This is a genomic window from Streptomyces sp. NPDC051322 (genome assembly GCF_040689485.1).
Classification (GTDB): domain Bacteria; phylum Actinomycetota; class Actinomycetes; order Streptomycetales; family Streptomycetaceae; genus Streptomyces.
This window is the reverse complement of record NZ_JBFBAK010000002.1, coordinates 457938-482201: the sequence shown is the minus strand read 5'-3', so window position 1 is coordinate 482201 and position 24264 is coordinate 457938. Positions and strand designations below refer to the sequence as shown.

General features: G+C 67.3%; 18 protein-coding genes. 10 read left to right on the top strand and 8 right to left on the bottom strand.

Annotated features, from left to right (window positions below):
• Positions 1-16: 16 nt before the first annotated feature.
• Positions 17-1360: an MFS transporter gene (locus tag AB0436_RS06315; RefSeq protein WP_366466541.1), complete on the bottom strand. Its 1344-nt coding sequence runs from the start codon at positions 1358-1360 to the stop codon at positions 17-19.
• A gap of 256 nt (positions 1361-1616) precedes the next feature.
• Here AB0436_RS06315 and AB0436_RS06310 point away from each other — a divergent pair, with 256 nt between their 5' ends.
• The 3 genes from AB0436_RS06310 (at position 1617) to AB0436_RS06300 (ending at position 5422) form a co-directional block, all read left to right on the top strand.
• Positions 1617-2579: a LysR family transcriptional regulator gene (locus tag AB0436_RS06310; RefSeq protein WP_366466540.1), complete on the top strand. Its 963-nt coding sequence runs from the start codon at positions 1617-1619 to the stop codon at positions 2577-2579.
• A gap of 280 nt (positions 2580-2859) precedes the next feature.
• Positions 2860-3858 (top strand): RraA family protein, encoded by a 999-nt coding sequence (locus AB0436_RS06305; RefSeq protein ID WP_366466539.1) that lies wholly within the window; start codon positions 2860-2862, stop codon positions 3856-3858.
• Between the two features lie 247 nt (positions 3859-4105).
• Positions 4106-5422: a mandelate racemase/muconate lactonizing enzyme family protein gene (locus AB0436_RS06300; RefSeq protein ID WP_366466538.1), complete on the top strand. Its 1317-nt coding sequence runs from the start codon at positions 4106-4108 to the stop codon at positions 5420-5422.
• Positions 5423-5711: 289 nt separating this feature from the next.
• Here the strand turns inward: AB0436_RS06300 and AB0436_RS06295 are convergent, their stop codons facing one another.
• Complete coding sequence (locus tag AB0436_RS06295) at positions 5712-6026, bottom strand: hypothetical protein (RefSeq protein ID WP_366466921.1); 315 nt, start codon at positions 6024-6026, stop codon at positions 5712-5714.
• Between AB0436_RS06295 and AB0436_RS06290 the strand changes: the two genes are divergently transcribed.
• Positions 5913-6464, top strand: coding sequence for a substrate-binding domain-containing protein (locus AB0436_RS06290; protein ID WP_366466537.1), 552 nt, complete (start codon positions 5913-5915; stop codon positions 6462-6464). The genes AB0436_RS06295 and AB0436_RS06290 overlap by 114 nt on opposite strands.
• A 126-nt stretch (positions 6465-6590) precedes the next feature.
• Here the strand turns inward: AB0436_RS06290 and AB0436_RS06285 are convergent, their stop codons facing one another.
• Together AB0436_RS06285 and AB0436_RS06280 are read right to left on the bottom strand one after the other, a co-directional pair.
• Positions 6591-9713 (bottom strand): cellulase family glycosylhydrolase, encoded by a 3123-nt coding sequence (locus AB0436_RS06285; protein ID WP_366466536.1) that lies wholly within the window; start codon positions 9711-9713, stop codon positions 6591-6593.
• Between the two features lie 339 nt (positions 9714-10052).
• Positions 10053-10826 (bottom strand): FCD domain-containing protein, encoded by a 774-nt coding sequence (locus AB0436_RS06280; RefSeq protein ID WP_366466535.1) that lies wholly within the window; start codon positions 10824-10826, stop codon positions 10053-10055.
• Between the two features lie 442 nt (positions 10827-11268).
• Here AB0436_RS06280 and AB0436_RS06275 point away from each other — a divergent pair, with 442 nt between their 5' ends.
• From AB0436_RS06275 to AB0436_RS06265, 3 genes are all read left to right on the top strand, one after another.
• A complete protein-coding gene (locus AB0436_RS06275) occupies positions 11269-14817 on the top strand; it encodes a glycoside hydrolase family 3 C-terminal domain-containing protein (RefSeq protein WP_366466534.1) in 3549 nt (1182 codons plus the stop codon).
• Positions 14818-15127: 310 nt separating this feature from the next.
• A complete protein-coding gene (locus AB0436_RS06270; protein ID WP_366466533.1) occupies positions 15128-16627 on the top strand; it encodes an APC family permease in 1500 nt (499 codons plus the stop codon).
• A complete protein-coding gene (locus tag AB0436_RS06265; protein ID WP_366466532.1) occupies positions 16624-17433 on the top strand; it encodes a nitrilase-related carbon-nitrogen hydrolase in 810 nt (269 codons plus the stop codon). Before AB0436_RS06270 ends, AB0436_RS06265 begins: the two co-directional genes overlap by 4 nt.
• Positions 17434-17491: 58 nt before the next feature.
• Here the strand turns inward: AB0436_RS06265 and AB0436_RS06260 are convergent, their stop codons facing one another.
• Complete coding sequence (locus AB0436_RS06260; protein ID WP_366466531.1) at positions 17492-18424, bottom strand: LysR family transcriptional regulator; 933 nt, start codon at positions 18422-18424, stop codon at positions 17492-17494.
• Between the two features lie 72 nt (positions 18425-18496).
• Between AB0436_RS06260 and hisD the strand changes: the two genes are divergently transcribed.
• Entirely contained in the window at positions 18497-19825 is a 1329-nt protein-coding gene (gene hisD / locus AB0436_RS06255; RefSeq protein WP_366466530.1) for a histidinol dehydrogenase, read from the top strand.
• Entirely contained in the window at positions 19822-21054 is a 1233-nt protein-coding gene (locus AB0436_RS06250; RefSeq protein ID WP_366466529.1) for an ester cyclase, read from the top strand. The genes hisD and AB0436_RS06250 overlap by 4 nt, the downstream gene beginning before the upstream one ends.
• Before the next feature lie 38 nt (positions 21055-21092).
• Here the strand turns inward: AB0436_RS06250 and AB0436_RS06245 are convergent, their stop codons facing one another.
• Positions 21093-22361: an ROK family protein gene (locus tag AB0436_RS06245; protein WP_366466528.1), complete on the bottom strand. Its 1269-nt coding sequence runs from the start codon at positions 22359-22361 to the stop codon at positions 21093-21095.
• Positions 22362-22484: 123 nt separating this feature from the next.
• Here AB0436_RS06245 and AB0436_RS06240 point away from each other — a divergent pair, with 123 nt between their 5' ends.
• A complete protein-coding gene (locus AB0436_RS06240) occupies positions 22485-23096 on the top strand; it encodes an ATP-binding protein (protein WP_366466527.1) in 612 nt (203 codons plus the stop codon).
• Positions 23097-23104: 8 nt separating this feature from the next.
• On the opposite strand, the gene AB0436_RS06235 is transcribed toward AB0436_RS06240, so the two are convergent.
• Positions 23105-23260, bottom strand: a complete 156-nt coding sequence (locus AB0436_RS06235) for a hypothetical protein (RefSeq protein ID WP_366466526.1) — start codon at positions 23258-23260, stop codon at positions 23105-23107.
• Positions 23261-23382: 122 nt separating this feature from the next.
• Complete coding sequence (locus tag AB0436_RS06230; protein ID WP_366466525.1) at positions 23383-24255, bottom strand: carbohydrate ABC transporter permease; 873 nt, start codon at positions 24253-24255, stop codon at positions 23383-23385.
• Positions 24256-24264: the final 9 nt, after the last annotated feature.

Genomic DNA, 24264 nt, shown 5'->3' with positions numbered 1-24264 from the left:
GACGAGAGGCGTCCGGTCATGCGGTGGTGTTAGAGGACGTTGTGGCGGGCCCCCCGGCCCGGGCGGGCGCTTGCTTACCCAGAGGCTCGAGGGAACGGATGACAAACCCGTAGACCAGGGCACCGAGCAGGGCCATGCCCCCTGCCACCGTCAGCGGTACGACATATGAACCGTCAAAGGCGTCGAGCAGAGCTCCCACGACCAAAGGGCTAACGAAACCTGCTGCGTTGGAGGCGAAACCCTGTATGCCGGCGAGGGAGCCGACGTTGGCGGGGCTGGGGGCCACATCGACAGGCAGGGCCCAGAGGCTGGATGCGGCGAAACACAGCGCGCTCTGTGACACAGCGAGCAGGGCGAGTGCGAGGTAGCCGTTCTCCACGACGCCGGCGAGCACGATGACCGAGGACAGCACCAGGCCGGTGACGATGGGGAACTTGCGTGCGTACGTCACCGAACGGCCGCGGTCCACCAGCCTCTTCTGCAGCCATCCGCCGTACCACTGCGCGGGTACTGCCAGCAGTGCTGGGAGCATGCCCAGGAAGCCGAGCTTGAGCAGGTCGAAGCCTCGCTCGTCGACCAGGTACGAGGGAAACCAGGTGAGGAAGAAGTACAGCACGAAGGAGAGGCAGAAGAAGCCGAGAACCATGCCCCACACCGTGCGGTGGCGAAACAGCTGCCTCCAGGCCATGGGGGGTTCGGACTGCGTGGAAGGCTGGGCTCCGCCGTCTCTGATGTAGTCACGTTCCCCGCTCGAAAGCCCGGGATGGGTGTCGGGGTCCCGGTAGTACCTCAGCCAGAACGCACTGTAGATGAGGCCGACGGCACCGGCGGCAAAGAAGGATCCTCTCCAGCCGAGGAAAGCTATCACCGCGGCGGTGACGGGCAGGGCGAAGGCAGTGCCCGCCCGCCCCCCGCTGTCGAAGATGGCAGCAGCCATCGCGCGTTCACGGACCGGGAACCACCGGCCGACCACCTGTGAGCAGGACGGATATGCCGGAGACTCGACTGCCCCCAGCAGCAGTCGCATCAGCAGGAGCACCAGGAATCCGGTGGCCATCCCTACACATATGGTGGCCACGGACCACGCGAGCAGTGCGAACGCCATCATGCGGCGTGGTCCGAAGCGGTCCACCAGCCAGCCCGCGCCGGGCAGAAAGGCTGCGTACGTCCAGAAGAAGGCCCCCAGCAGGAGACCGGTGGCTGTCTTCGACAGGTTCATCTCGTGCGTCATGTAGGGCAGCGCGACGCCCAGGTTGGCGCGGTCCACGTAGTTGATCGTCACGGCACCGAACGACAGCCAGATCATCGTCCATCGGACGCGGCCGGCAGCAGGCAGTGCGGTCTGCGGGGCTTCGGTCATCAGAGCTCCTGCGTACGGGTCTGCCACGCGTCCGGCAGAGAGGGCTGAGACGCGCGGTCATGGCACAGAAGGAAAGGGCTTCTGCCGCTTTGCGGCCGCCCCGGGTCGAGCAGGTGGAATGACGCCGAGCGTAGGCGAGCGGCGACGAGCCGTTAAGAGTCAGTCCCGCATGCCGCTATTCGCAATGCGGATCGACCCTTGTCCGAATGCAGGCCCCTCCTTGTGGGCCGCAGGGTGCCGGGATAAGAGGAGGACCATGCTGCGAACCGATGTACGTCTCGACTGGCTTGTTTCCTTCCTCAGCGTTATCGACACCGGCAGCTTCAGCGCCGCCGCCGAAGTGGTGCACCGCTCCCAGCCCCGAGTCAGCATGCACGTCGCCGCGCTGGAACGGGAGGCAGGTGTTCCGCTCTTCGACCGGGACCGACGGCCGGTGTGCCTCACCGACGCGGGCGCCGTTCTCGCCGAGCATGCACGTGCGATCCTGCGGCAGCTCTCCGGAGCGGAGGCCGCCATGGCTGCCCACCGGGGCGCTGCCCGTGGGGTGGTGACCCTCGGCAGCTATCCCAGCGCGAGCGTGGCGTTCGTCCCCCAACTGCTCGAACGTATGGCTCGTACCCGCCCTGCCATCAAGGTGGTTCTGGTGGAACGCTCAACCCTCGAACTCGACGCCGCCCTCGCATCCGGCGAGGTGGACCTCTGTCTGCGCCCGATGACTCCTCCCCCCGGCCCGTCGGTCGAGTACCGGCCCCTGTGGCGTGAGGGGCTCATCGTGGTCCATCGTCCCGACCATCCGCTGGCAGCCCTGCCGGAGCCGCTTCCGGTCGCCAGCGTGGCCGACTACCCGCTCATCACGATCGGGCGGCTGGGTTCACCGGACGCCATGGGCTTCGAGACCTACCGTGCCTTTCGTGAGCGCGGCTTCGAGCCGAACGCCGTCCAGGCCACGAACCAGCCCCAGACTCTGATCTCTCTGGTGCGCAGTGGCCTCGGCATCGGGGTCACCAATCTTCTTGCGGTGTCCACCGCGGACACCAAGGGGCTGGTGGCGCGCAAGCTGGACGTACCCTGCGGCCGGAGGGTCGCCGTGCTCTGGAGCGGCACCAACCCCCTGACGCCGGCCGCTCGAACTCTGCTGCGAGAGATCGAGTCTTCCAACGTGCCGCATGACACCCAGCGGCTCGCACCGGCGCGTCAGACCCCGGACCGGTCACGGTGACGACTCGGCCTTCGCCGATCGCTCAGCCCACGTAACCATTCGCAATGCGAATGCCGTTATGCACGCACGCTTCTTCACCGCACGTGTCGGCGCCCTTACCGTTTCCGTCGATTCCCGATGCCTGCCGTCGTCTCCACGCGCCTCGCTCTGTGAGCGGCGAAGACTGCGCACTGATCGGAATCGTCCATGCTCCCCCGCATCGTCGTCATGCATGACTGAGGAGAAATGTATGAGGAAGTTCAGGCATGTCATTCCCGTGACCGTGTGTGCCTCCGCGCTGTTGATCGGCGGCCTGGCCATAACGGCATTCTCCGCCACAGATGTTTCCCCGGCAGGCCGGGGCCGTGTCCCGGACGCGGTAACAGGGCAGTACCGGGCAACGTCCGCGCAGGAGGCGCTGAGCCGGATGAATCCGGTGGCCACCAAGGCGGACGTGGTGGCCCTGACCGCGGACTGGAAGGGAAAGCGATTCCCCGACGGGCGCCCGAAGGTATCCGACGACCTTCTGCAGCGCATGAAGCTCGTGTCTGTTGAACAAGCCTGGGGGTACCTCAAGGGCAAGGGCTACCACAACCAGTTCACCGGCGGCTGGAAGATGATTCACGAGAACCAGACCATCATCGGCCGGGCCCTCACCGCACAGTTCATGCCCAACAGTCCAGCCCTGGAAAAGCGGATGACGGACGCCGGGCACGCTGCGGGAAACGACGGTCAGATGAATACCTGGCCCGTCGAGAAGCTCCAGAAGGGCGACGTCTACGTGGCCGACGGGTTCGGCAAGGTGGAGGACGGCACCCTTATCGGCGGCAATCTCGGCACCGAGATCTATGCCAGGACACACAACGGTGTCGTCTTCGACGGCACGCTGCGCGACCTGGAGGAGCTGCAGAGCGTCAAGGGGTTCAATGCGTTCACCCGCGGCTGGCACCCGTCGTACATACAGAACGAGATGCTGACCGGCGTCAACCGGAACATCCGCATCGGCGAAGGAGTCGTCCTGCCCGGTGATGTCGTACTCGCCAAGCGCGAAGGCGTGGTCTTCATCCCCGCGCAGCTGGCCGAAGGTCTGGTCAAGGACGCCGAAGTGACGTTGCTGCACGACATGTTCACCAAGCAGCGACTCGCCGATGGCACGTACACGGCCGGTCAGCTGGACAAGGGATGGGACGACCTGGACCAGAAAATCAAGGACGACTTCGTTGGCTGGCTGAAAGAGAACAAGAACAAACTGCCGGTATCGCCCGAGCGCGTTCAGGAAATCATCGTCAGCTCGAGCTGATCACAACCTCGAAAAGGGTCAGTCGTCACCCGCACGTCATCAGCCCGGTCGCGGCCTACACCTGGTCCGAGCATGTCCCACGCCCCCGGGCGACTCCATGTCCGCAAAGTCAGGAGACCAAGTCATGAGCGATGCTGCGCACTCTTCACAGGATTCCCCGGACAGCAGGAACGGGCGCCGGCGCCCCAACAGGCGAGATCTGCTCAAGTTTTCGGCGCTGGGTGCCGGCGGGCTCAGTCTGGGAGCCATGGCGTTCCGTCCCGTCGAAGAACAGGTCGACTACGTCTCGCAGAAGGTCAGCCGGGCGTCCAAGCCGACACAGCTGAAGATCACAGACATGCGGGTGGCGGTTCTCGAAGGCGTGCCCTTCACGAGCCCCGTCGTACGCATCTCCACGAACCAGGGGATCTCCGGATACGGCGAAGTCCGTGATGACGCGGACAAACGCTACGCGCTGGAGCTCAAGAGCCACCTGCTGGGCGAGAATCCGTGCAACGTCGAGATGCTCTTCAAGCGCATCAAACAGTTCGGGAACAATGGCCGCCAGGGCGGCGGGGTATCCGGCGTCGAGATGGCCCTGTGGGATCTGGCGGGCAAGGCCTACGGCGTACCCGTCTTCCAAATGCTCGGCGGCGCATACCGCCGGAAGATCCGCCTCTACACGGACACGACCGAGTCCGACGATCCCAAGGAGTACGCGCGCCGCATGAAGGAGCGCGTCGACAAGGGATTCACCTTCCTCAAGATGGACCTCGGCCTGGAGCTCGTGGCCAAGAAGCCCGGGACCATCATCGGCAAGGACTACTGGGGCGGGAATCTCGAGCAGTACAACGGCGAGGCCGGAAGTTACGGCCAGACCCAGCACAACTTCACCATGGTGCAGGTCACCGACAAGGGCATCGAGCTGATGGCTGACTTCGTGGAGGCCGTGCGCGACGCCGTCGGGTACAACATCCCTCTCGGCATGGACCACACGGGCCACTTCGACGTCAACACGGCGATCCGACTGGCACACCGCTTCGAGCGCTACAACCTGGCATGGATGGAAGACCTGGTGCCGTGGAATTACACGGACGACTGGAAGGAAATCACCAAGGCCATCAACGTGCCTACGATGACGGGGGAGGACATCTACGGGCTCGAAGGCTTCCGCAAGCTGTGCGACGAGGACGCCATCGACCTCGTGCAGCCCGACCCGGCCACCGCCGGTGGCATCCTCGAGACCAAGCGCATCGGCGACTACGCCGCCGAAAAGGGCAAGGCGATGCCCCTTCACTATGCCGGCTCCCCGGTCGGGGCCATGGCAGCAGCGCACATCGCCGCCGCAACCGAGAGCTTCGTCGCCCTCGAGTACCACGCAACGGACGTTCCCTTCTGGAACGACCTCGTCAAGCAGGACCAACCACTGATGGACAAGGGTTGGTACCACCTCACCGACAAGCCGGGCCTGGGCATCGAGATGGATGAAAAGGAGATGGAGAAGCACCTCGCCAAGGGCGAAAAGATGTTCGCCCCGACTCCGGAGTGGAACAAGAAGGTCGCCTGGGACCGCACCTGGAGCTGACGCAGTCCTGTCGTACGGCGCCCTGTTGGCCGGCAACGGCGGTGAGCCTGCCTCGACTTTTGCAGCGGGGCAGGCTCCAGCCGATATCGATGCACCCGCGGCTGACCGTGTCCCGCGGCTGCCACCGCAACGCATTCGGCAGCTCAGCGCCTGGCAACCACGTCGGAACCGCCGCGAACCGCACCCGCCGCGCTGGAGGGGCCCCGCGACTCGTGACCGGCATCTTCCGCTCCGTCGAGGAGTGGGCGACGCTCCTCCCCCACCCTTTCCGGCCCTGGCACTTCAGGGGTTACTCCCCTGCTCGCGAGGCCCGGGCGATGCGCTTCACGATCTCTGTCGCGATCGCCGGCAGATCGGCGTCCACCACCCTGCGCACCGGCCCCGTTGGGTCGGGACTGAAGACGGTGAGGCCGTCGTCGGCGACCGTGACAGTTCCGTGTTCGGTCTCGAACAGGTCGGGCCGGAGCATGGACATGATGGTGATCGGGTCGTGCGGCACGGTCCATTCCCGGCCCTTGAAATCGATCCATACGTCGATCTCTCTGGCAAGAGCCGCACCGTAGGGTCCCGCCGAGCGGATCGTCTCGATGGCCTCCCGGCCCATGCGCATCCGGGTGGTTGTCTCGAGGCCCGTGATGGCTATCACGCCGCCCTGGCGGAGGCCGGCCTGCCGACCTTCGACGATCTCGTGGTGTGGACCAGCTTCACCCGTGAGGGCGGCCGGGCCGGCGCTGCACGCCTGCTGGCCGCTACTCCGCCACCGGAGGCCGTGGTGTGCGCCAACGACCTCATCGCCATCGGCGCCCTGGACATCGCGCGGGAGCACGCCCTGGCCGCGCCTCAGGATATGGCTATCACCGGCTATGACGATATCGAGGCGGCCTCCCTCGTCTCGCCCGCGCTCACCACGGTACTCAACCCCGCCCGCGAGATCGGCCGCACCGCAGCGCAGCTCCTCCTCGACCGACTCGCGAGTGCGGCGGATACCTACGCCCGGGAAGTGGTGCTGTCCCACCGGCTGGTGATCCGCGAATCGACGTGACGGGCGCCGAGCGCGCAATGACGTGGAGCTCACGGCGCTGCGGCCGGCAAGCGTCGGCCGTGCGCGTAGGTTCGGTTCGAGGTGGCGGGGCGCCGAGCGCGGTTCGCCTCTCGGCGCCCCACGAACTCAATCGGTGTGGTCCTCAGTGCCCTCGACCCGCGCCGCGGCGATGTGGTTCATCAGCCCGAGGCCCGTCGTGGTGGGGGCACCGGTCTGGAAGGAGGTGGTCAGACCGAGGTCACCACCCGGGTTCCATGCCCACTGGAGGTAGGACAGGCCGTGCTGGTCGGACCAGTCCTCGAACCTGCCGGTGAAATTGTTGTCGTAACCGTTCTGGCCCATCTCTCCGGTGAGGACTGGGTACTTGGCCGCAATCGGCGCGAGCCGGCTGTTCCAGCAGGACTCGGTGGCGCAGACGTTCCAGTCGTAGAGGTGGTAGCTCAGCGAGATCTGATGGTCGGGGTCGTTCGGTACGTGACTGAGGAACCCCGAGGTGTCGTTGGCGTACTGCATGCCGCCGAGCATCAGCACTCCGTGGAACCCCGCCGTACGGACGCTGTCCACCAGTGACTGCATGCCGGCGACCGGCCACGTGTTGACCGTGCCCTGATCGACCTTGTTCGAGGCCCCCTGGGTGACACAGCCCTTGAGCCAGCAGTCCCAGCTGACGCCGTACGGCTCGTTGTAGAGATCGAGGACGACCGAGTCGTCGCCGCGGAAGGTCTTTGCGACCTGGCTCCAGAATGTCGGGGTGTGGTCGGCGTCGGGCATCGGGCCCTGGAATGTGGCCTCAGTGTCCCCGGGTGCACCCCAGTGCAGATCGAGCACAGCGACGATACCGGCCTTGTTCAGCCGATGCACATACGCCTCGACAGCCTTGCGGTAGGTGGCGCCGGATGCCTCGGGACGGGTGCCGTTGATACCCAGCCAGCAGTCCTCGTTGAGGGGGAGACGGATGGTGTTCAGTCCCCAGGACCGCATGCGCTTGATGGAGTTGGCGTCGATGGGTCCGTCGAAGACCTGGTCGGTGGACAGGCACTGATATTCCTGACCCATCCGGTCCGCGCCGAGCAACCGGATCGTCCTGCCCTTGGCGTCGACGAACTTGTTCCCCTTGACGTGCACGGCGGGGGCCGGAGCCTCCTTCGGAACCGGCAGGGCCGGCAGGTCCTTGCCGGTGGGACCGGTGCCCGGCGTGGCCGGCTTGACATCCCCGCCGGCCTCGGTGGTCACCACCCGGTTGGCGCCGGTGTCGGAGACGTACAGGACGCCGTCCCCTACGGCGAGGCCGCGGGGGTCGGTGACGTGGCCCTCCAGCAGGCTTTTCGCAGCGTGTCCGGAGCGCAGCTCGACCACACGGTCGTGACCGGAGTCGGCGACGAAGACGTCACCCGCCGCGTCGGTGGCGACGGCCGTAGGATTATCCAGCTTCAAGCCCCCGGTGCCCAGCACCTTGGCATGCCCGTCGGACACGGAGACGATCCGGTCATGGCCACTGTCGGCGACGAGCAGGGTGCCGTCAGGAGCGATCGCGAGGCCGGCCGGTTTCGCGAGGCCGCCCTTCAGCTCGACAGGGCCCTGGCCCCGCGGCCCGCCGACGACGGTAGAGATGCGGTTCTGGGTGGGACTGTGGGTGTCCACCATGCGGACGGCGTTGTTGGCGGTGTCGGCGATGTAGACACGGCCCGAACTGTCCGCGGCCACGGCCTGCGGCTGGTCGAGCTGGGCGGAGCCGGCGGAGGAGCCGTCCCCGCCGAAGCCGGGCTTGCCGGTACCGGCCAGCGGGTTGAGGGTGCCGTCGGCTGAGACGGAGACGACGCGGTCGTTGACGGTGTCGGCGACGTAAGTGGTGCCTGACGGGCCACTCGCCACGCCCTGCGGCTTGTCCAGGCCGGCCTCCGTGGCCACTCCGTGGTCGCTGGAGCCCGCGACGCCGGTGCCGGCGACAGTGGCGATCTTTCCAGCACCATCGACGGCGCGAACCGCGTTGTTGAAGCGGTCGGCGATCAGGAGGCGACCCCCGGCGTCGACCGCCAGGCCGGTGGGTGCGTTCAACTGGGCTGTGTCGGCGGCCTCGTTGTCGCCGGCGTTGTGCTCGGTGCCGTTGCCGGCAACGGTGGTGATCGTGCCCCCGGCGGCGACGTGGCGGACCCGGTGGTTACCGCGATCGGCAAAGTAGTAGCCGCCCGAACCGTCCACTGCGATGCCTTCGGGGAGGTACACCTTGGCATTGGTGGCGTCGCCACCGTCCCCGGCGAAACCGTTCTTCGTGGCCTGGCCGGCTGCGCGCGCCATCTTGCCAGTGGCGTGGTCGACGCGGCGGACCTCATAGTTGCTCATGTCCGAGATCAGCAGGTCGCCGTTCGGCTCCACCGCTATGCCGTCAGGAAACTGCAGTTGGGCCATGGTGGCCTTTTCGCCGTCACCGGTGTACCGGGGCCAGCCGTTGCCGGCCACGGTGGCGATCTTCCCGTCCGCGGCGGTGACTTCCCGAACGCGATTGTTCTGCGTGTCCGCCACGAAGATGTCACCCTTGGCGTCAAGAGTGAGGGTGTACGGGGTGTTGAGGGCGGCCTTGTCGGCCGGGCCGCCGTCGCCGGAGTAGTCGGGTGTTCCGGTGCCGGCCACCGTGGTGACCTTGCCGTCGGGACCCAGTTCGCGGACCCGATTGTTGAAGGTGTCGGCGATGTAGACCTCTCCCTCGGCCCCCACCTCCAGCCCATGAGGCTGGCGCAACTGGGTGGCGGTGCCTCGGTGATCGCCGTTGTAGCCGCTCTTGCCGGTGCCGGCGACAGTGGTGATGGCGCCGTTCGAGTGCGCCACCTCGCGGATCCGGTTGTTGTCGGTGTCGGCGATGAAGAGGTTGCCCGACCTGTCGACCGCGACTCCTGCCGGCTGATTCAGGCGGGCGGAGGTGGCTTTGCCGTCGTCGCCGGAAAAGCCTGGGGTGCCTGTGCCGGCCACCACGGTCTCCTTGCCGGTGGTGGCGTCGAGGGCGCGGATCACGTTGTCCGTGGCATCGGCGATGTAGACGGTGTGCCCGAACGATGCAACGTCGGTGGGTGTCTGACCCGCAGTGAGAGCGTCCACGCCGGAGCGTTCACCACCTGCCGCCACCATGCTGGTCGGTGGTCTGTCAGCGGTGACGCGGGGGGCCGCCGTCGCGGGCAGGCTCACGCCGGACAGGGCGGTGACGGCCCCGATCGCGAGGGCCAGCGAACGCAGGGTCGGTTTGCCGGAACTAGCCACGGCTTCTCCTGTTCGTAGGACTTGGGAGATGGTTCGGAGACTCCGGGCCTCACGAAGGTCACTTCCGGGCATCGCGGCGGCCGGTCCTCTATGCGGAGGAGCGGGGCAACGCGGCGATGAGTGGACAGACGGCGTCGTGGTGACGACTACGCGTATGTCATTGATGACCGACTGAACATAAGTCTGACTTACTGGCAAAGTCAACAGAGCATCAGATGGCGACGCCCAGATCATTTTCGAACCCCGGTGACGCCGAAGGGACGCGCTTCGTCATGGCGCCGGAACTCGGAAGGCCCGGAGAACCGGTAGTGGCGGGTTCTCGTCGCGGGCGGGGGGCGGTTACGCCGGACCGACCTCGATCAGCGTCTGGTCTACGATTTCCCGGGCGGCTTGTTCGCTGGCGGACGCGTCGCGGGCGGTGAGCTGTACCACCAGGTGACGGTGACGCTTCACCGACGCAGGGGTGCTGGGGTCCCGGAAGAATGTCTCCTCGACATAGCGTGACGCCAGCGCAGCTGCCACGGTATGGGCGAGTTGGCGGATCACGTCGTTGCCGCAGTGGTGCAGCATCAGCACGTGGAACCGGATGTCGGCCCGGAAGTAGGCCGCCTTGTCGCGACGGCGCCAGGCGTCGGCCATCACCCCGCAGCAGTCCCCCATCTCTTCCAGCGCATCCGCCGGGACGACCGCGGTGGCGGCAAGCCGGGCGGCCATCGGCTCGATGCCGGACCGCAGTTCCAGCAGCTCCTGGCGCTGACGCGCCGATCCGGGGCTGTCGGCATACCAGTCGATGATGCGGGGATCGAGCAGGTCCCAGTTCTCACGGGTCAGCACACGAGTGCCGACGTGCGGCCTGGCCTGTACCAGTCCCATGGACTCCAGTACGCGTACGCATTCACGCACCACCGATCGGGAGACTCCGAACGTGCGGGTGAGTTCGTCGGCATTGAGGAGCGTCCCGGGCACGATGCGGTTTTCCACGATGGCCCGGCCGATCCCGTCCACCACCACGCCATGCAGTCCCTTTGCGGCTTGGCCCCGACGTCCGGCGGCGCCCAGCGCCGGACGCACGATGTCGCCATAGGCGACCTTGGGCCGCTGCTCGGGTGTCACATCGCGTCCTTGCCCTGGGGTGGCCCCGCCGCACGTCACCGGCTTGCCGGGGGGTGCGCACACTCTAGCGGGGGCTGCGGCCTGGTACGAGGCGGCCTGCGCACGGCTGGACCACCGCTCACGGCGAGCCACTGAACGGAAGCCAGAATTCCGGTCATGGCGGTCACCTCCCGTCCCTCTCAGATCCGTGCTTCATTTCGTCAGGACCCTTGACCGTCCCTATAAGTCAGATCTATACCTGCATAGCCACCGCCTCCGCCTGGCAGGTCCATGCCTGCTTCTCGGCCCTTTGTCCTGCCGGGCATCGATGGCCGGTGAGCCCCCTCCCATCCGTACGCGTCCACGGAAGGTCCTTATGCCACCGAACACTTCGTCCTCGACATCGTCAGCCGCTCCGCCACCGCAGCGGAGGCGCCGTACTGGCAGACGCCTGCCCGTCGCCTTGACCACAGCTGTGGCCCTGGCCGTGACCGCCGGCGTGGTCTGCCAGCAGGCACTGGCAGCGGGCGCCCCGGATGCCGCCATCACCCGCGCATCCGCGTCGTTGGACGCCTCCAAGCCATGGATGAATTCCGCTCTCAGCGCCGACAGACGTGCCGACCTGATCGTCGACCGGATGACTCTCAAGGAGAAGACATCGGTCCTCGAAGGGGACTGGCCCTCATGGATCGGGATCCCCGCGCCGCAGGGCGCTGACGGCCCGCTCGGGGTGGACGGCGGTCTCCAGATGCCCGCACCGCTCGCCCTTGCTGCCAGCTTCGACACGAAGGATGCATCGAACTTCGGGGCGATACTCGGTAAGGAGGCACGGGAGCTGGGCAAGAGTGAAGTGGCGGGCCCCACCGTCAACTTGGCGCGCTCCCCGCTGGGTGGACGCACCGCCGAGTCCTTCGGCGAAGATCCCGAGCTCATCTCCACGTTGGACGCGCCCGAGGTCAAGGCCATCCAGCAGCAGAAGGTCATCGCGCAGACCAAGCACTACGCGGCGAACAGCGTCGAGACCAACCGCCGTGGTCTGGACGCCCGGATCGACGACCGCACGCTCAATGAGATGTACCTGCCGGCCTTCCGCAGCGCCGTGGAGAAGGGCGGCGCGTCGAGCATCATGTGCTCGTACAACGAGATCAACGGCGTGCATTCGTGCGACAACGACCAGCTGCTCAATCAGATCCTGCGGCAGCAGTGGGGCTTCGACGGATACGTCGCCTCCGACCACTCGGCACACATGACGACGAAGTCCATCGAACATGGCAACGATCAAGAGGGTCCGCCGTGGATGGAGCTGTACGGCACACACTTGGTGGACGCCGTACACCAGGGCGACGTGTCGGAGAAAGCCGTCGATGACGCGGTCCACGACCACTTCGTGGCTCTCATCGATACCGGCGCTTTCGACGCGCCCCCGAGCAAGCCGGACTCCGGCACTGACGCGAAGATCCGTGCGGACATCCCCTCGCTGAAGAAACTGGCCGCCGACTCCGCGGTGCTGCTCAAGAACCAGAACGACGCGCTGCCGCTGAATCCGAAGCAGACCAAGTCGTTGGCTGTCGTCGGTTACGACGCGAACACCACCTCCACCTCTATCGGCGGCAGCGCCGCGCGCTCGCCACTGACCAAGGACACCGTCCTGGACGGCATCAAGAAGCGGGTACCGAACGCCAAGGTCACCTTCGCACCGGGCACCGACGAGCTGGCGGAAGCCAGCGCACTGGGCGGAGACGACGCCGTGCCTTCAGGCGTGTTGCGCAGTGACGATGACAAACCAGGCCTGACTGCCACGTACTACTACAACGACGACTTCACCCTGACCGACAACCAGCGCATCGAACCCAACGTGCTGCAGTCCGACCAGGACGACGCCGGGGTGCGCACATCCCAGGGCACCCAGCGGGCACAGATCACCCGTGGCATGGACAAGAGTGTCCAGTGGACCGGCACATTGAAGGCGCCGAGCACCGGCACCTACGAGTTCGACCTGTCCAGCTTCAACGACAGCCGCTTCTACCTCGACGGCAAACTGGCGATCGACAACATGGGCAAGCACCTCGACACGCCCAAAGCCAAGAAGGTCAAGCTCCAAGCGGGCCATTCGTACAAGGTACGAGTCGACTACTGGCCCGGCGGGCTCAACCCGAACGTCGACTCCATCCAGGACGACGCCCAGGTCATCAAGTGGGGCTGGAAGCCACCGGTCGGAACAATCGACCCGCAGATTGCCCAGGCAGTCTCCGCGGCGAAGAAGGCGCAGACCGCCGTCGTCGTCGCGCGCGACTACAGCAGCGAGATGCTGGACAAGCGCGACCTGGCACTGCCCAACCGGCAGAACGAGCTGATCGAGGCGGTAGCCAAGGCCAACCCGCACACCGTCGTGCTGCTGACCACGGGCAGCGCGGTCACCATGCCGTGGCTGAAGGATGTGGACGGCGTCATCGAAGGCTGGTGGGGTGGCTCGGCCTCAGGTGCGGCGGCGGCCTCCGTGCTGTTCGGGGACACCAATCCGTCCGGTCACCTGCCACTGACCTTCCCGAAGAAGGACAGTGACATGCCGACCGCCGATCGGGAGCAGTTCCCGGGTAAGGACCGTGTCGCGGACTACTCCGAGAAACTGGGGGTCGGCTACCGTGGTTACCAGAGTTCCGGCACCGAACCGCTGTTCGCCTTCGGGTACGGCCAGTCCTACACGACCTTTTCCTACTCTTCCCTGAAGGTCTCCCCGACCGCGACGGCCGGGGTGGCCGGCAAGGACGGGGCTTTGCCGGACGGTAAGGCCGCGACCGTCAGTCTGAAGGTGACCAATACAGGTAAGCGCGCCGGCGCGGCAGTCCCGCAGGTGTACCTGAAGTACCCCAAGGCCGCCGGTGAACCGCCGCTCCAGCTCAAGGGGTTCCAGAAAGTCTCCCTGCAACCGGGACAGAGCAGAACGGTGTCGATCCCGCTGAGCCAGCAGGACTTCGGGATCTACGACACTGCTGCGCAGCAGTGGAAGGTGGTTCCCGGCACCTACGGGGTGCAGGTCGGTGACTCCAGTGATCACTTGCCGCTGAAGGCCACCACCAAGATCGGTTCCAGCCCCGGAGCACCGCACGTTCAGCTCGCCGCGCAGCCGTTCTTCGACGCCGGTAAGACCACCACACTGTCCGGCGCAGTCGTCAACGACGGCGACCAGGCACTGCACAACGCCTCGGCACAGTTGACCGTCCCGGCAGGCTGGAGCGCCAAGTCGATCGGAAAGGTGCCGGCCGAGGTCGCGGCCCACAGTAAAGCGACCGTGCGCTGGAAGGTGACGGCCCCGAAGAAGGCCACTGCCGAAGGCGTGGACCTCACCGCCCGCCTCTCGTACACCGGCGGAAGCGCCAAGCGAACCAGCACGACGCACACCACCGCGTACGTGCCCTACACATCGCTGGCCGACTCCTTCGACAACGTCGGTGTGACCTCGGACGCCAAGCCGGAAGCCGGTGACCTCGATGGTCGCAAGGACTCCCTGTCGGCCGAGTCGTTGGCCGCGGCAGGCATCAAGCCGGGCGGGAAGATCGCCGGATTCACCTGGCCCGGGTCCGCACCCGGCACCAAGGACAACACCGATGCCTACGGCCAGCCGATCACCTTGGCCGGTAAGGGCAGCTCGGTCTCCGTCCTCGGCACGGCCACCGCGATGGACCGTAACTCCGGTCCCATCACCACAGCGGAGATGAAGATCGTCTACACCGACGGCACGGTCAGCAGCTCTCCGATCCACCTCAATGACTGGCGCTACGGCTCCCCGGTCCCCGGGCAGAAGACCGCCGCGGTGCTCTCGCACTACAACGGTGCGACTACCTGCCCGCCGCCGGACGCCACCACGAAGTGCACTGAAGAGACTCGCCTGTTCACCGCATCGGTCCCGGCCGATCCGCACAAGAAGGTGGCCGGCGTCGTCCTGCCACAGCTGAGCCCGAGCCCGGCCGGTGGGAACGAGACGATGCACGTCTTCTCCCTGCGCGTCGGGTAACTGACAGAAGGCGAATGTGACCCACCGCGCTTCCGCCGTATGTCTGCCCGCCCGGCGTACCCCCGCCCACCAGGGGTACGCCGGGCGCCGCTGCTCAGGAACAGACAACCCTAACCACAGGGAAGTCCTATGGATAGCCCAGGGATCTCGCCCGTTGACCTATGGTCGAGGGCTATTTTAGGGTCATCGACAAGGAGGCTGTCGGTGCATAAGCCTCCCCCTCGGGCACCGCGACGAAGCGGCAATCGCCCTCCTGCGCACGCGGCCCGCCGCGTCCGCTCCATCGGACGACCAAGGAGGCCGTACGCCGGTGTCCAGCACTCCATCTCCGCCCGTGGAACCGTCCTCGGGCAGCGCACTGCGCCGCGACCTGAAGGTCACGGACACCGCCGCGTTCTCCATCGGTCTGATCGGCCCGGTCGGTGCCATGGCGCTGCTGGGCGTGGGCGCCGCCGGGCTGCTGGGCCGGGGCGCGACCTGGGCTTTCGTTTTCGCCATCCTCGGGGTCTGCCTGGTGGCGTACGGATTCGTCAAGCTCTCCCGGCACATCACCCACACCGGTTCGGTCTTTGCACTGGTCGGCCGCACGATCGGCCCACGCACCGGTTTCGTGGCCGGCTGTCTGCTCTTCATGGCCTACGTGACGATCGGAACCGGCTCGACCATCGAGATCGCCCTCTTCTCCAACCGTGTGCTCAGTGGCGTGCACCTGGCCACCGGGGTGACCGAGTGGTACTGGACCGCGCTCGTCGCTCTCGTCGTGACGGTCCTGCTCTCACTCAGCGAGACCCGCGTGATCACCCGTACGCTGCTCGCCTGCGAACTGGGCGGCGCCGTACTCGTGGGCCTGCTCAGCATCATCGTGCTGATCCGCACCGGCATCGGACATGCCCCTGGTCACGCGCGTCTGAGCTGGGCCTTCCTGGAGCTTCCGCACGGCACGGGTGCGGGGACCATCGCTGCTGCGGCGGTGTTCGGATTCCTCGCCTTCGCCGGGTTCGAGGGGGCGGCCACGCTCGGCGAGGAGACCGTTGATCCGAAGCGGCAGATACCCCGGGCCATCAAGATCACCGTGGTGGTCGTGGGCACGTTCTTCCTGCTGACCATCGTCGGCCAGTCGATCGGGTACGGCACTGATGCCGCAGGCGCTCATGCCTTCGCCGCTGCGGACTCGCCCTACTCGGATCTCGCCCAGCGGTATGTGGGGACACCCATGGCCGTATTGCTCGAACTCGTTGCGAGCCTCAGCGTCTTCGCCATCACCCTGGGTACGGTCGGAGGCGCCGCCCGCGTCGGCCTCGCTCTCGTGCGGAGCACCGGATTCAGCGGGCCGGTCACCCGGCTGACCCGGCGGGGCGCGCCCATCGGCACGGTCGGCGTGGCCACGCTCCTGATCGCGGTATTCGTCACCGCACAGCGTTTCGCCGGCACCGGAGCTCTGGCCGCCACCTTCCTGTGGCTCGGTCTGGGCTCGCTCGCCCTGCTGGTCGCCTACGGGCTGGCCACCGTGGGCGCGCTGCGCTACCTCTTCTTCAGCGGGAGACCGAAGGCCCCCCGCTGGCAGGTGATCATCCCCGTGCTGGCGACGGCCTTCGTCTGCTACACGATCTACAGCAATGTCGCTGACGCCGAAGGTGTGTCCGGGCTGTTCCCCTGGATCGTCCTGGCCGTGGCCGTGGTGACCGCGGGTGTCGCGCTGGGCGTGCCCGGTCTCGCAGCCCGGGTCCGGCGGCAGATCGGCGCCGTGCCCCCGGCATCCGGTTCTCCCCTCGAGGCTCCGGCGTCGGACCAGGTGAAGGTCTCGCCATGACCCGCATCGTGTGTCGGCCACTCGCTCCCCGACTGGGGGATCTGGCAGCCAACCAGCGTGCCATCGTCGGGGCCATCGAGTCCGCGTCCGCCGAGGGCGTCGAGATTCTGGTCCTTCCCGAACTCGCCACCTGCGGCTACGTCTTTCACTCCGCCGCCGAGGCCGCCTCCTGCGCCGTCTCCGCAAGTGGCCGCGTCGTGGCCGAATGGAGCGCCGCCGTCAGCGGGGACATGGTCGTTGTGGCCGGATTTGCCGAGCTCGGCTCGAACGGTCTGATCCACAACAGTGCCGCGCTCGTCGACAGCGGAGGCGTGCGGGCCGTGCACCGAAAGGCCCACCTCTGGGACCGGGAGAAGCTGTTCTTCGAGCCCGGCGACGGGCCGGCACCGGTCGTGGAGACAGCCTTCGGCAACATCGGTGTGCTGATCTGCTACGACTTGGAATTCCCGGAGTACACCAGGCGGGCCGCTCTCGACGGTGCCGATCTGCTCGCCGTACCGGTCAACTGGCCTCTGCTACCGCGTCCCCGCGGGGAGCGGCCGCCCGAGGTCGTCATCGGCCAAGCGGCAGCCCGGGTCAACAGGACCGTCGTAGCGGTGTGCGATCGCGGTGGCAGGGAGCGCGGGCAGGAATGGACGGAAGGCAGCACGATCATCGGGAGCGACGGCTGGGTCCTGGCGGCGGACGACGGTGCGGACCCCAGCGGCGTGCGCGCGGACGTCGATCTCGTCGCATGCCGTGACAAACGGTTGACGGAACACTGCGATCTCTTCGGTGACCGGCGTCCGGAGCTGTACGGACGCTGAGCCGCACACGGGCCGCCCGGGATGCTTCACCGGGCGGCCCTGCGACGTGCCGGTGGATTCAGTGTCGGCGCGTCAGCATGCGGTGTGCCAGCCGGGCCATCTCCCGTGCGGCGGGCGACAGTTCCGATCCCTGACGTTGAATGAGCGCGATGGTGTCGTGCATCGGCTCGTCGAATCCCGTGGTGTGCAGCCCGGCGGGGAAGGACCCGCTCTCGGCGACCGCGCGCGAGACCACCGTGTCGCCCACCCCGTTCGCGACGAGGTCCAAGGCCTGTTCCACATGCTCGACCTCGACCCAGGGCTCGATACGCATCCCGGCGAACTGCGCACGCTCGGCGAGCTGTCGGCGGGTGGGATCGCGCCAGTTGTAGTGCGCGTCGTACAGCACCAGGCGGGCCTGTGCCAGATCAGCGACCGAGACGGGGCGCTGGACGTGGTCGGGATCGCGGCTGACGTACAACACCTCGTCGCGCAGCAATGGGGTCACCTTGAGCGCGGTGTCCTCGATCGGCAGCACCACCAGGCCGGCCTCGATGGTGCCTGCTGCGACCTCCTCGGCGACCTCGACCGAGTTGAGACCGACCATCCGCACCCGGACACCCGGATGATTGCGGTGGAAGTGCTGGACCAGATCGGACAGGACGTAGAAGGCGGCATTGCGCAGCAGCCCGAACGTCACGACGCCGCCCTGCAGGGACCGCAGGGCGCGCAGGGCGTGTGCTCCCTCGTCGACGGCTGCCAGCGCGCGCTCGGCGAACGGCAGCAGCGTGCTGCCCGCACTGGTGAGCAGCAGTCTGCGACTGCCGCGGACGAAGAGGGTGACCCCCTCCTCGTCCTCGGCCTTTCGGATCAATTCGGAGACGGAAGCCTGCGCCACGTCCATGCTCTGCGCGGCGGCGGTGAAGGAGCCGAGACGGGCCGCGGCGACGAAGGACCGGAGCTGCTTGAGCGTCAGGTGTGTGGCGATATCCGAGGGCGAAGGCCGTTTCATAGGAAAACCCTATGCGTCTCGGAGGTAAAGTCAAGGTTGTCCTGTGGCTTCCCAGGTTCTAGCGTGATCGGCATGCGATTCAACCCCTCCCGCCTTGCGGAGTTCGACGGCTCGTACCGCTTCCTCAAGCCCCCGTCGGACGCCCCGGCCGCCCAGCGCGATCCCGCGGTTGCCTCCCGTGTCTCCGACATGCTCTCCACCATCCAGCGCGACGGCATGGACGCCGTCCTGCGCTACGCCAAGGACCTCGACGGCTGGCAGCAGCCCGACGTCGAGATAGGCGCGGCTGAACTAGCCCGGACCGGCGACAAGCTGCCGGCCGACGTGCGCGCCGCTCTCGAACTCGGCCAGGCCAGGACCAGCGACTTCGCTCGTCGTCAGCGTGCCCATCTCGTCGACTTCGAGGCGGAACTGGCACCGGGCCTGGTGGCCGGGCAGCGTTATGTGCCCGTGCAGCGCGTCGGCGCCTATCTGCCCGCCGGACGTTTTCCGCTGCTCGCCGGTGCCTTCATGACCGTCGGTGTGGCGAAGACCGCCGGCGTCCCCGTCGTGCTCGCCTGTACTCCCCCCGGCCGGGAGGGAGCAGCCGACCCGGCCGTCCTCTACGCCGCTCACCTTTCGGGCGCCGACCGTGCCTACGTGCTCGGTGGCGTCCAGGCGCTCGCCGCCATGGCGTTCGGGCTGCTCGGGGAGCGTCCGGTGGACATGCTCGTCGGCGCGGGCAACGCCTATGTGGCCGAGGCCAAGCGGCAGCTCTACGGGCAGGTCGCCATTGACCTGCCGGCCGGCCCCTCCGAGGTCGCTGTCCTGGCCGACGAGACCGCCGACCCACGCCTTGTCGCCGCAGACCTGCTCGGCCAGGCCGAACACGGTACGGAGTCTCCCGCCGCGCTGGTGACCACCTCCCTGCAGCTCGGCGAGGCGGTGATCGCTGAGATCGACCGGCAGTTGGAGACTCTCGCCACCCGTGACATCGCGGGCCCCGCTTGGCGTGACTACGGCTCTGTGACCTGGGCCAAGGACGCGTCGACGGCCATCCAGCTGATGGACGAGCTGGCTCCCGAGCACCTGGAGATCCAGACCGCCGACGATGACATGTACCTCGCGGGTCTGCACAACTACGGTTCGGTCTTCCTCGGCCCGTGGTCGACCGTCGCGTACTCGGACAAGGGGATGGCGGGCACCAACCATGTCCTGCCGACCGCTGGAGGCGCCAAGCACAGTGCGGGCCTCTCGGTCTCGCGTTTCCTCAAGCCCCTCACCTACCAACGGGTGAGCCGGGAGGGTACGGAGGAGTTGGCCGGCGCAGTCGAAAGCATCTCGGCCTACGAGGGGATGGCGGCGCACGGCGCTACCGCCACCCTCCGTCTTCAGGCACTCCGCAAGGGGGAACAGGCATGAGCCGTCCCGAGAACAGCAGCGCGCCCGCCGCGCATGAGTCGGCTGCAGCACCGGCAGCCCGTCCCGAGCAGCCGGCCCCGGCACCCCAGCCACATCCTGCCGCGGACCGCACCGACCGGGCACTGAGGCGGCACATGCCCCCCGACTACAGCATCGCGCTCCGCCCGGCCAACGGCGCGGATGTCCCCGGTTTCGTCCCCGGCGAGCGCCGTCACCCGATGCGCGGGTTCGAGGACGACTACAGCGACATCGTCGACTACATCGTCCGCATCACCCACCGCATCTGGGAGGACCAGGACGTCGGCTACATCTACGACACCTACGCCCCCGGCTGTCGGCTGCACGACGACAGCGGTCTGAAGATCGGCGTAGAGCCGTTGATCAGCGGCACCATGGCGAGCATCCACGCCTTTCCCGACTGCCGTCACTATGCGGACGAAGTCATCTGGGCGGGCGACGACCGGGACGGGTTCGTCACTTCTCACCGCGCCCAGAACATCGGAACGCACACCGGGGACTGGCAGTGGGGGCCCGCCACCGGAAAAGCCCTGCGCACCTGGGTGATGGCCAACTGCGAGGTGGTCGAGAACGAGATCACCGAGGAGTGGGTGCTCTACAACACCGCCGCCAAGCTGTCCCAGCTCGGCATCGACGTGCGCGAGGCGGCCCGGTCCTTCGGCAACGCAGGCGGTCTCGACCCGCTCAGCGACCGTACGCTCGGCGATATCGACCGTCTGGTGGGCGGCCGCAAGCCGCTGCCCTACCCCCGGAGCCGACACGACAACGGCTTCGATGTGGACCACCTGGTGCGCGCCCTGTTCCACGACGTCTACAACCGGCGTGTCCTGAGTGCGATCGACCGCGCCTACGCGCCCAACGCCCGGTGGTACGGCCCCTCCAACCGCTCCGGCTACGGGCGCGCCGATGTCCGTGGAATGGCGCGCGGTCTGCTCGCGACCTTCCCCGACCTCGGCCTTCAGGTCGACGAGGTCTACTGGATGGGCAACGAGGCCGACGGTTTCCGCGTCTCCGTGCGCTGGACCGCCGTGGGCACGCACCGGGGCCACGCGCTGTACGGCCGCCCCACCGGACGCCGGGTGTATCTGTGGGGGCTCTCGCAGCTGTACCTCTCGCACGGCCGTATCACTGAGGACTGGATGCTGTTCAACGAGTTCGACGTACTGGCCCAGTTGCTCCGTGACGATCCGGTCGAGCTGGTGGCCGGCTGACCCACGGCGGCGGCAGCCAACTGCGCGGGAATCACCGATCAGTTGGCGGCCGCCGCCGGTAGTCCGGGGAAGCCGGACGGAGTCCGCACCGGCAGCCACCGCGCGAAGCATGGTGAGTCGAACAGCTCGTCGATGACCATGAACGCCGCTCCCACGAGACCGCCCGATTCGCCGTCCGGCATCCGATGGATCTCCAGATCGCGCGTCGAGAGCGGCAGGGACCGGCGGTAGATGGTCTCCCGGACAGTGGCCAGGAACAGGTCCCCGGCGCTTGCGACCCCGCCCCCGAGGAGGATGGCAGCAGGGTTGTAGAAGTTCACCAGGGTGGCCAGCAGGACACCGATCCGCTGGGCTGCGGTCGTGAGCAGCTCCACGGCAGTCCGGTCACCTGCGCGCACGGCGCTCGCAATGTCCTTGCTGGTCACCGTGCCGGTGGTCGTCAGCACCTCTCGTAGATAGGGGCTGCTGCCCGCCTCAGCAGCCGCCTTCCCGTCGCGCGCCAGGGCGGCCCCGCCTGCAAGCGCTTCGAGGCATCCGGTCTTGCCGCAGCGGCATACGACGGGGCTGTCGTCGACGACGGGGGCGTGGCCGATGTCGCCGGCGCAGCCTTTGGCGCCGCGGTGAAGCAGGCCGTTCGTGGTGATACCGGCACCGATGCCCGTGCCGACCTTTACATAGAGCAGATCGCCGGGCGCGGAATGGCGACCGGAGCGGAGGGCGCCGAGGGCCATGAGGTTCACTTCGTTGTCCACCCAGACGGGCGCGTCATAGCGTGTGGCCAGGCGATCACGTACCGGGTACCCGTCCCAGCCGGGCATGATCGGGGGTTCGTTCGGTCGACCTGTGGCGAATTCGACGGGCCCCGGCAGTCCCACTCCCAGGCCCCAGATCGGCATGGACCCGAAGTTCTCATCCTGCAGCATCTCATCGAGCATCGCTTCGACACGCTCGAGTACGGTCTCAGCACCGGCGGCGATGTCACCCGGCTCGGTGCGGGACGTTTGCAGGGTTCCGTTGAGATCGGCGATGCCGACAGAGAATGAAGTCGCCCCCAACTCCACTGCCAGGATGCAGCCGGCATCCTGGCGGAAGCGCAGGGTCCGCGGCTGGCGTCCGCCGGTTGACGCGCTCAGTTCGCCTTCCTCCAGCAGCCCGATCTCGATCAGCTGATTCACCCGCTGAGTGACGGCTGTCCGGCCGAGCCCGGTTGCCGCGCTCAGTTCGGGGCGGGTCCGGGCCGCCTTGGTGCGCACCAATTCCAGCAGGATCAGCAGGCTTGTGGCGAGCTCGCCGCCTGCGGCGTCCACCCCTGGCTTCTTACTCATCTTGCCTACCTTTCGTATGCCGTAGGCCCGATTATATCCCCCAAAGCGTTGACTTATGTTTTTTTGCGGCGTTAGATGGACCTACTTCCAACGGAAGGTAGACCAATGCGTTTCGACTCTTACTCCATCACTCGGGGCGGAGCCGTCGGGGACGCCGCCGGCGCTCCGGTGCGCACCTTCGGTATGCACAATGCAGCAGCCCCACAGCAGACGCCGCAGTTGCGGCTTCGGGCCCGCAGCCGCCACCCCAGGCACCCGGCCTCACCCCCCGCTGTGCCCGCGCCGACGCGCTCACTCAGGGCCCCTCGTACGCGCCGTGCTGTCATTACGCTGCCCGCCGAGGAATGCCGGGTCCGGACCGTCCGTCGCTTCGTATCGGCCCTGCTGACCCAGTGGTCAGTGGTCGGCGACGCCCAGGACCGTGCCGTGCTCATCGTCAGCGAGCTTGCCGCCAACGCCGCTCAGCACGGGCGCACCGACATGACTGTGGCCCTCTGCTTGGTGGGCCGCGCCCTTCACGTCGACGTCGTTGACTCCGGGGAGCCGACCGTGACCCGCACCGGGCCCACGGTGGGCATGGCCGAAGACGAGCACGGCCGGGGGCTCGACATGGTCACCGCCCTCGCAGACTGGACCGAAATGCAGCGGCAGCCGACCGGCTGGCACACCCGTGCCCGCCTGCACACGGCACCGGCCTCCTCCCCCGCCGCGCTCTGATCCTTGAGTCAGTCGCGGGTCCTCTGCCGACTGCCCGGGCCCCTGACCATGTTCACGCCCACGGCATGAGCGCGCTGGGTGACGAGCTGCCGGGCCGCGACGTTCGGCACGTAGCCGAGGCGGTCAATCGAATCGTTCACGGACTTGGCGAGCCCGCTGCTCACCGGCACTGATCCGCGCACCACACGCGAGCCGGTGGAGGGTGATACCCCGCCGGAGCGGCTACGCCGGCAAGGGCATGCCGCCCGACCTGGGCCTCCCGCTGTGATCCGACGCGCGGGGCCGATCAGTCCTTGACCGCGCCCAGCGTCATGCCGGCGACGAACTGCCGTTGCATACGGACGTACACGACGATGATCGGGACGACAGACATCGTCAGCGCGGCGGTGAGGACCGGCCAGTTGGTCGTGTACTGCCCTACCAGCGAGTACAGCGTGGGCTGCAGCGGAAGGTGCGACGGCGTCTGGATGATCGTGTTGGCGTAGAGGAACTCGTTCCAGGTCTGCAGGAACTGGAAGATCACAACCGTTGCCACGCCGGGACGCGCCAGCGGCAGCATGACCTTCCAGAAGACCCTGACTTCGCTCGCGCCATCCACGCGCGCCGCCTCAATGAGCTCGTCAGGCAGCGTCTCGAAGAACGCCCGCATGAGGAACACCGCGAACGGCAGCGACGTCCCGACGTAGACCATCACCAGGCCGGTCCTGCTGTCGATCAGATCGAGCTGCTTGAGCATCTGGAACAGCGGGACGATCAGAGCCGTCGCGGGCATCATCAGCGTGCTCAGCAGACCGAAGAAGATGATCTGTCTGCAGCGGAACCGCAGCTTGGCGAACGCGTAGCCCGCCGGCGTGGCCAGGGCGACCACCACGGCCACCGTGACCGAGGTGATGACCAGGCTGGTAAGGAAGTGACTGCCGAAGGAGATCTGGTTCCACGCCTGGCGATAAGCCGAACCGGTGAACCGGGTCGGGAAGAAGGGCCCGTTGAAAACCGTGTTGGCCGGGCGCAGCGAGGTCAGCAGCATCCACACCAGGGGAATGAGCGTCACCACGCCCAGCACGACGAGCACTACCGTGCCCGCACCCCGCCCAAGGATGGAGGCCCTGAAGCGCGGAACTTCGCCGTGCTGGGCGCGAGGGGTGCGGGTCAGCCGCACAGAAGGGCC

What these genes read in the sequence shown, in the direction of transcription:
- AB0436_RS06315 (WP_366466541.1), bottom strand. Translation starts at nt 1,360, where the DNA reads ATGACCGAAGCCCCGCAGACCGCACTGCCTGCTGCCGGCCGCGTCCGA.
- hisD (WP_366466530.1), top strand. Translation starts at nt 18,497, where the DNA reads ATGCGATTCAACCCCTCCCGCCTTGCGGAGTTCGACGGCTCGTACCGC.
- AB0436_RS06300 (WP_366466538.1), top strand. Translation starts at nt 4,106, where the DNA reads ATGGCGTTCCGTCCCGTCGAAGAACAGGTCGACTACGTCTCGCAGAAG.
- AB0436_RS06310 (WP_366466540.1), top strand. Translation starts at nt 1,617, where the DNA reads ATGCTGCGAACCGATGTACGTCTCGACTGGCTTGTTTCCTTCCTCAGC.
- AB0436_RS06250 (WP_366466529.1), top strand. Translation starts at nt 19,822, where the DNA reads ATGAGCCGTCCCGAGAACAGCAGCGCGCCCGCCGCGCATGAGTCGGCT.
- AB0436_RS06295 (WP_366466921.1), bottom strand. Translation starts at nt 6,026, where the DNA reads ATGGGCCGGGAGGCCATCGAGACGATCCGCTCGGCGGGACCCTACGGT.
- AB0436_RS06260 (WP_366466531.1), bottom strand. Translation starts at nt 18,424, where the DNA reads ATGAAACGGCCTTCGCCCTCGGATATCGCCACACACCTGACGCTCAAG.
- AB0436_RS06265 (WP_366466532.1), top strand. Translation starts at nt 16,624, where the DNA reads ATGACCCGCATCGTGTGTCGGCCACTCGCTCCCCGACTGGGGGATCTG.
- AB0436_RS06240 (WP_366466527.1), top strand. Translation starts at nt 22,485, where the DNA reads ATGCGTTTCGACTCTTACTCCATCACTCGGGGCGGAGCCGTCGGGGAC.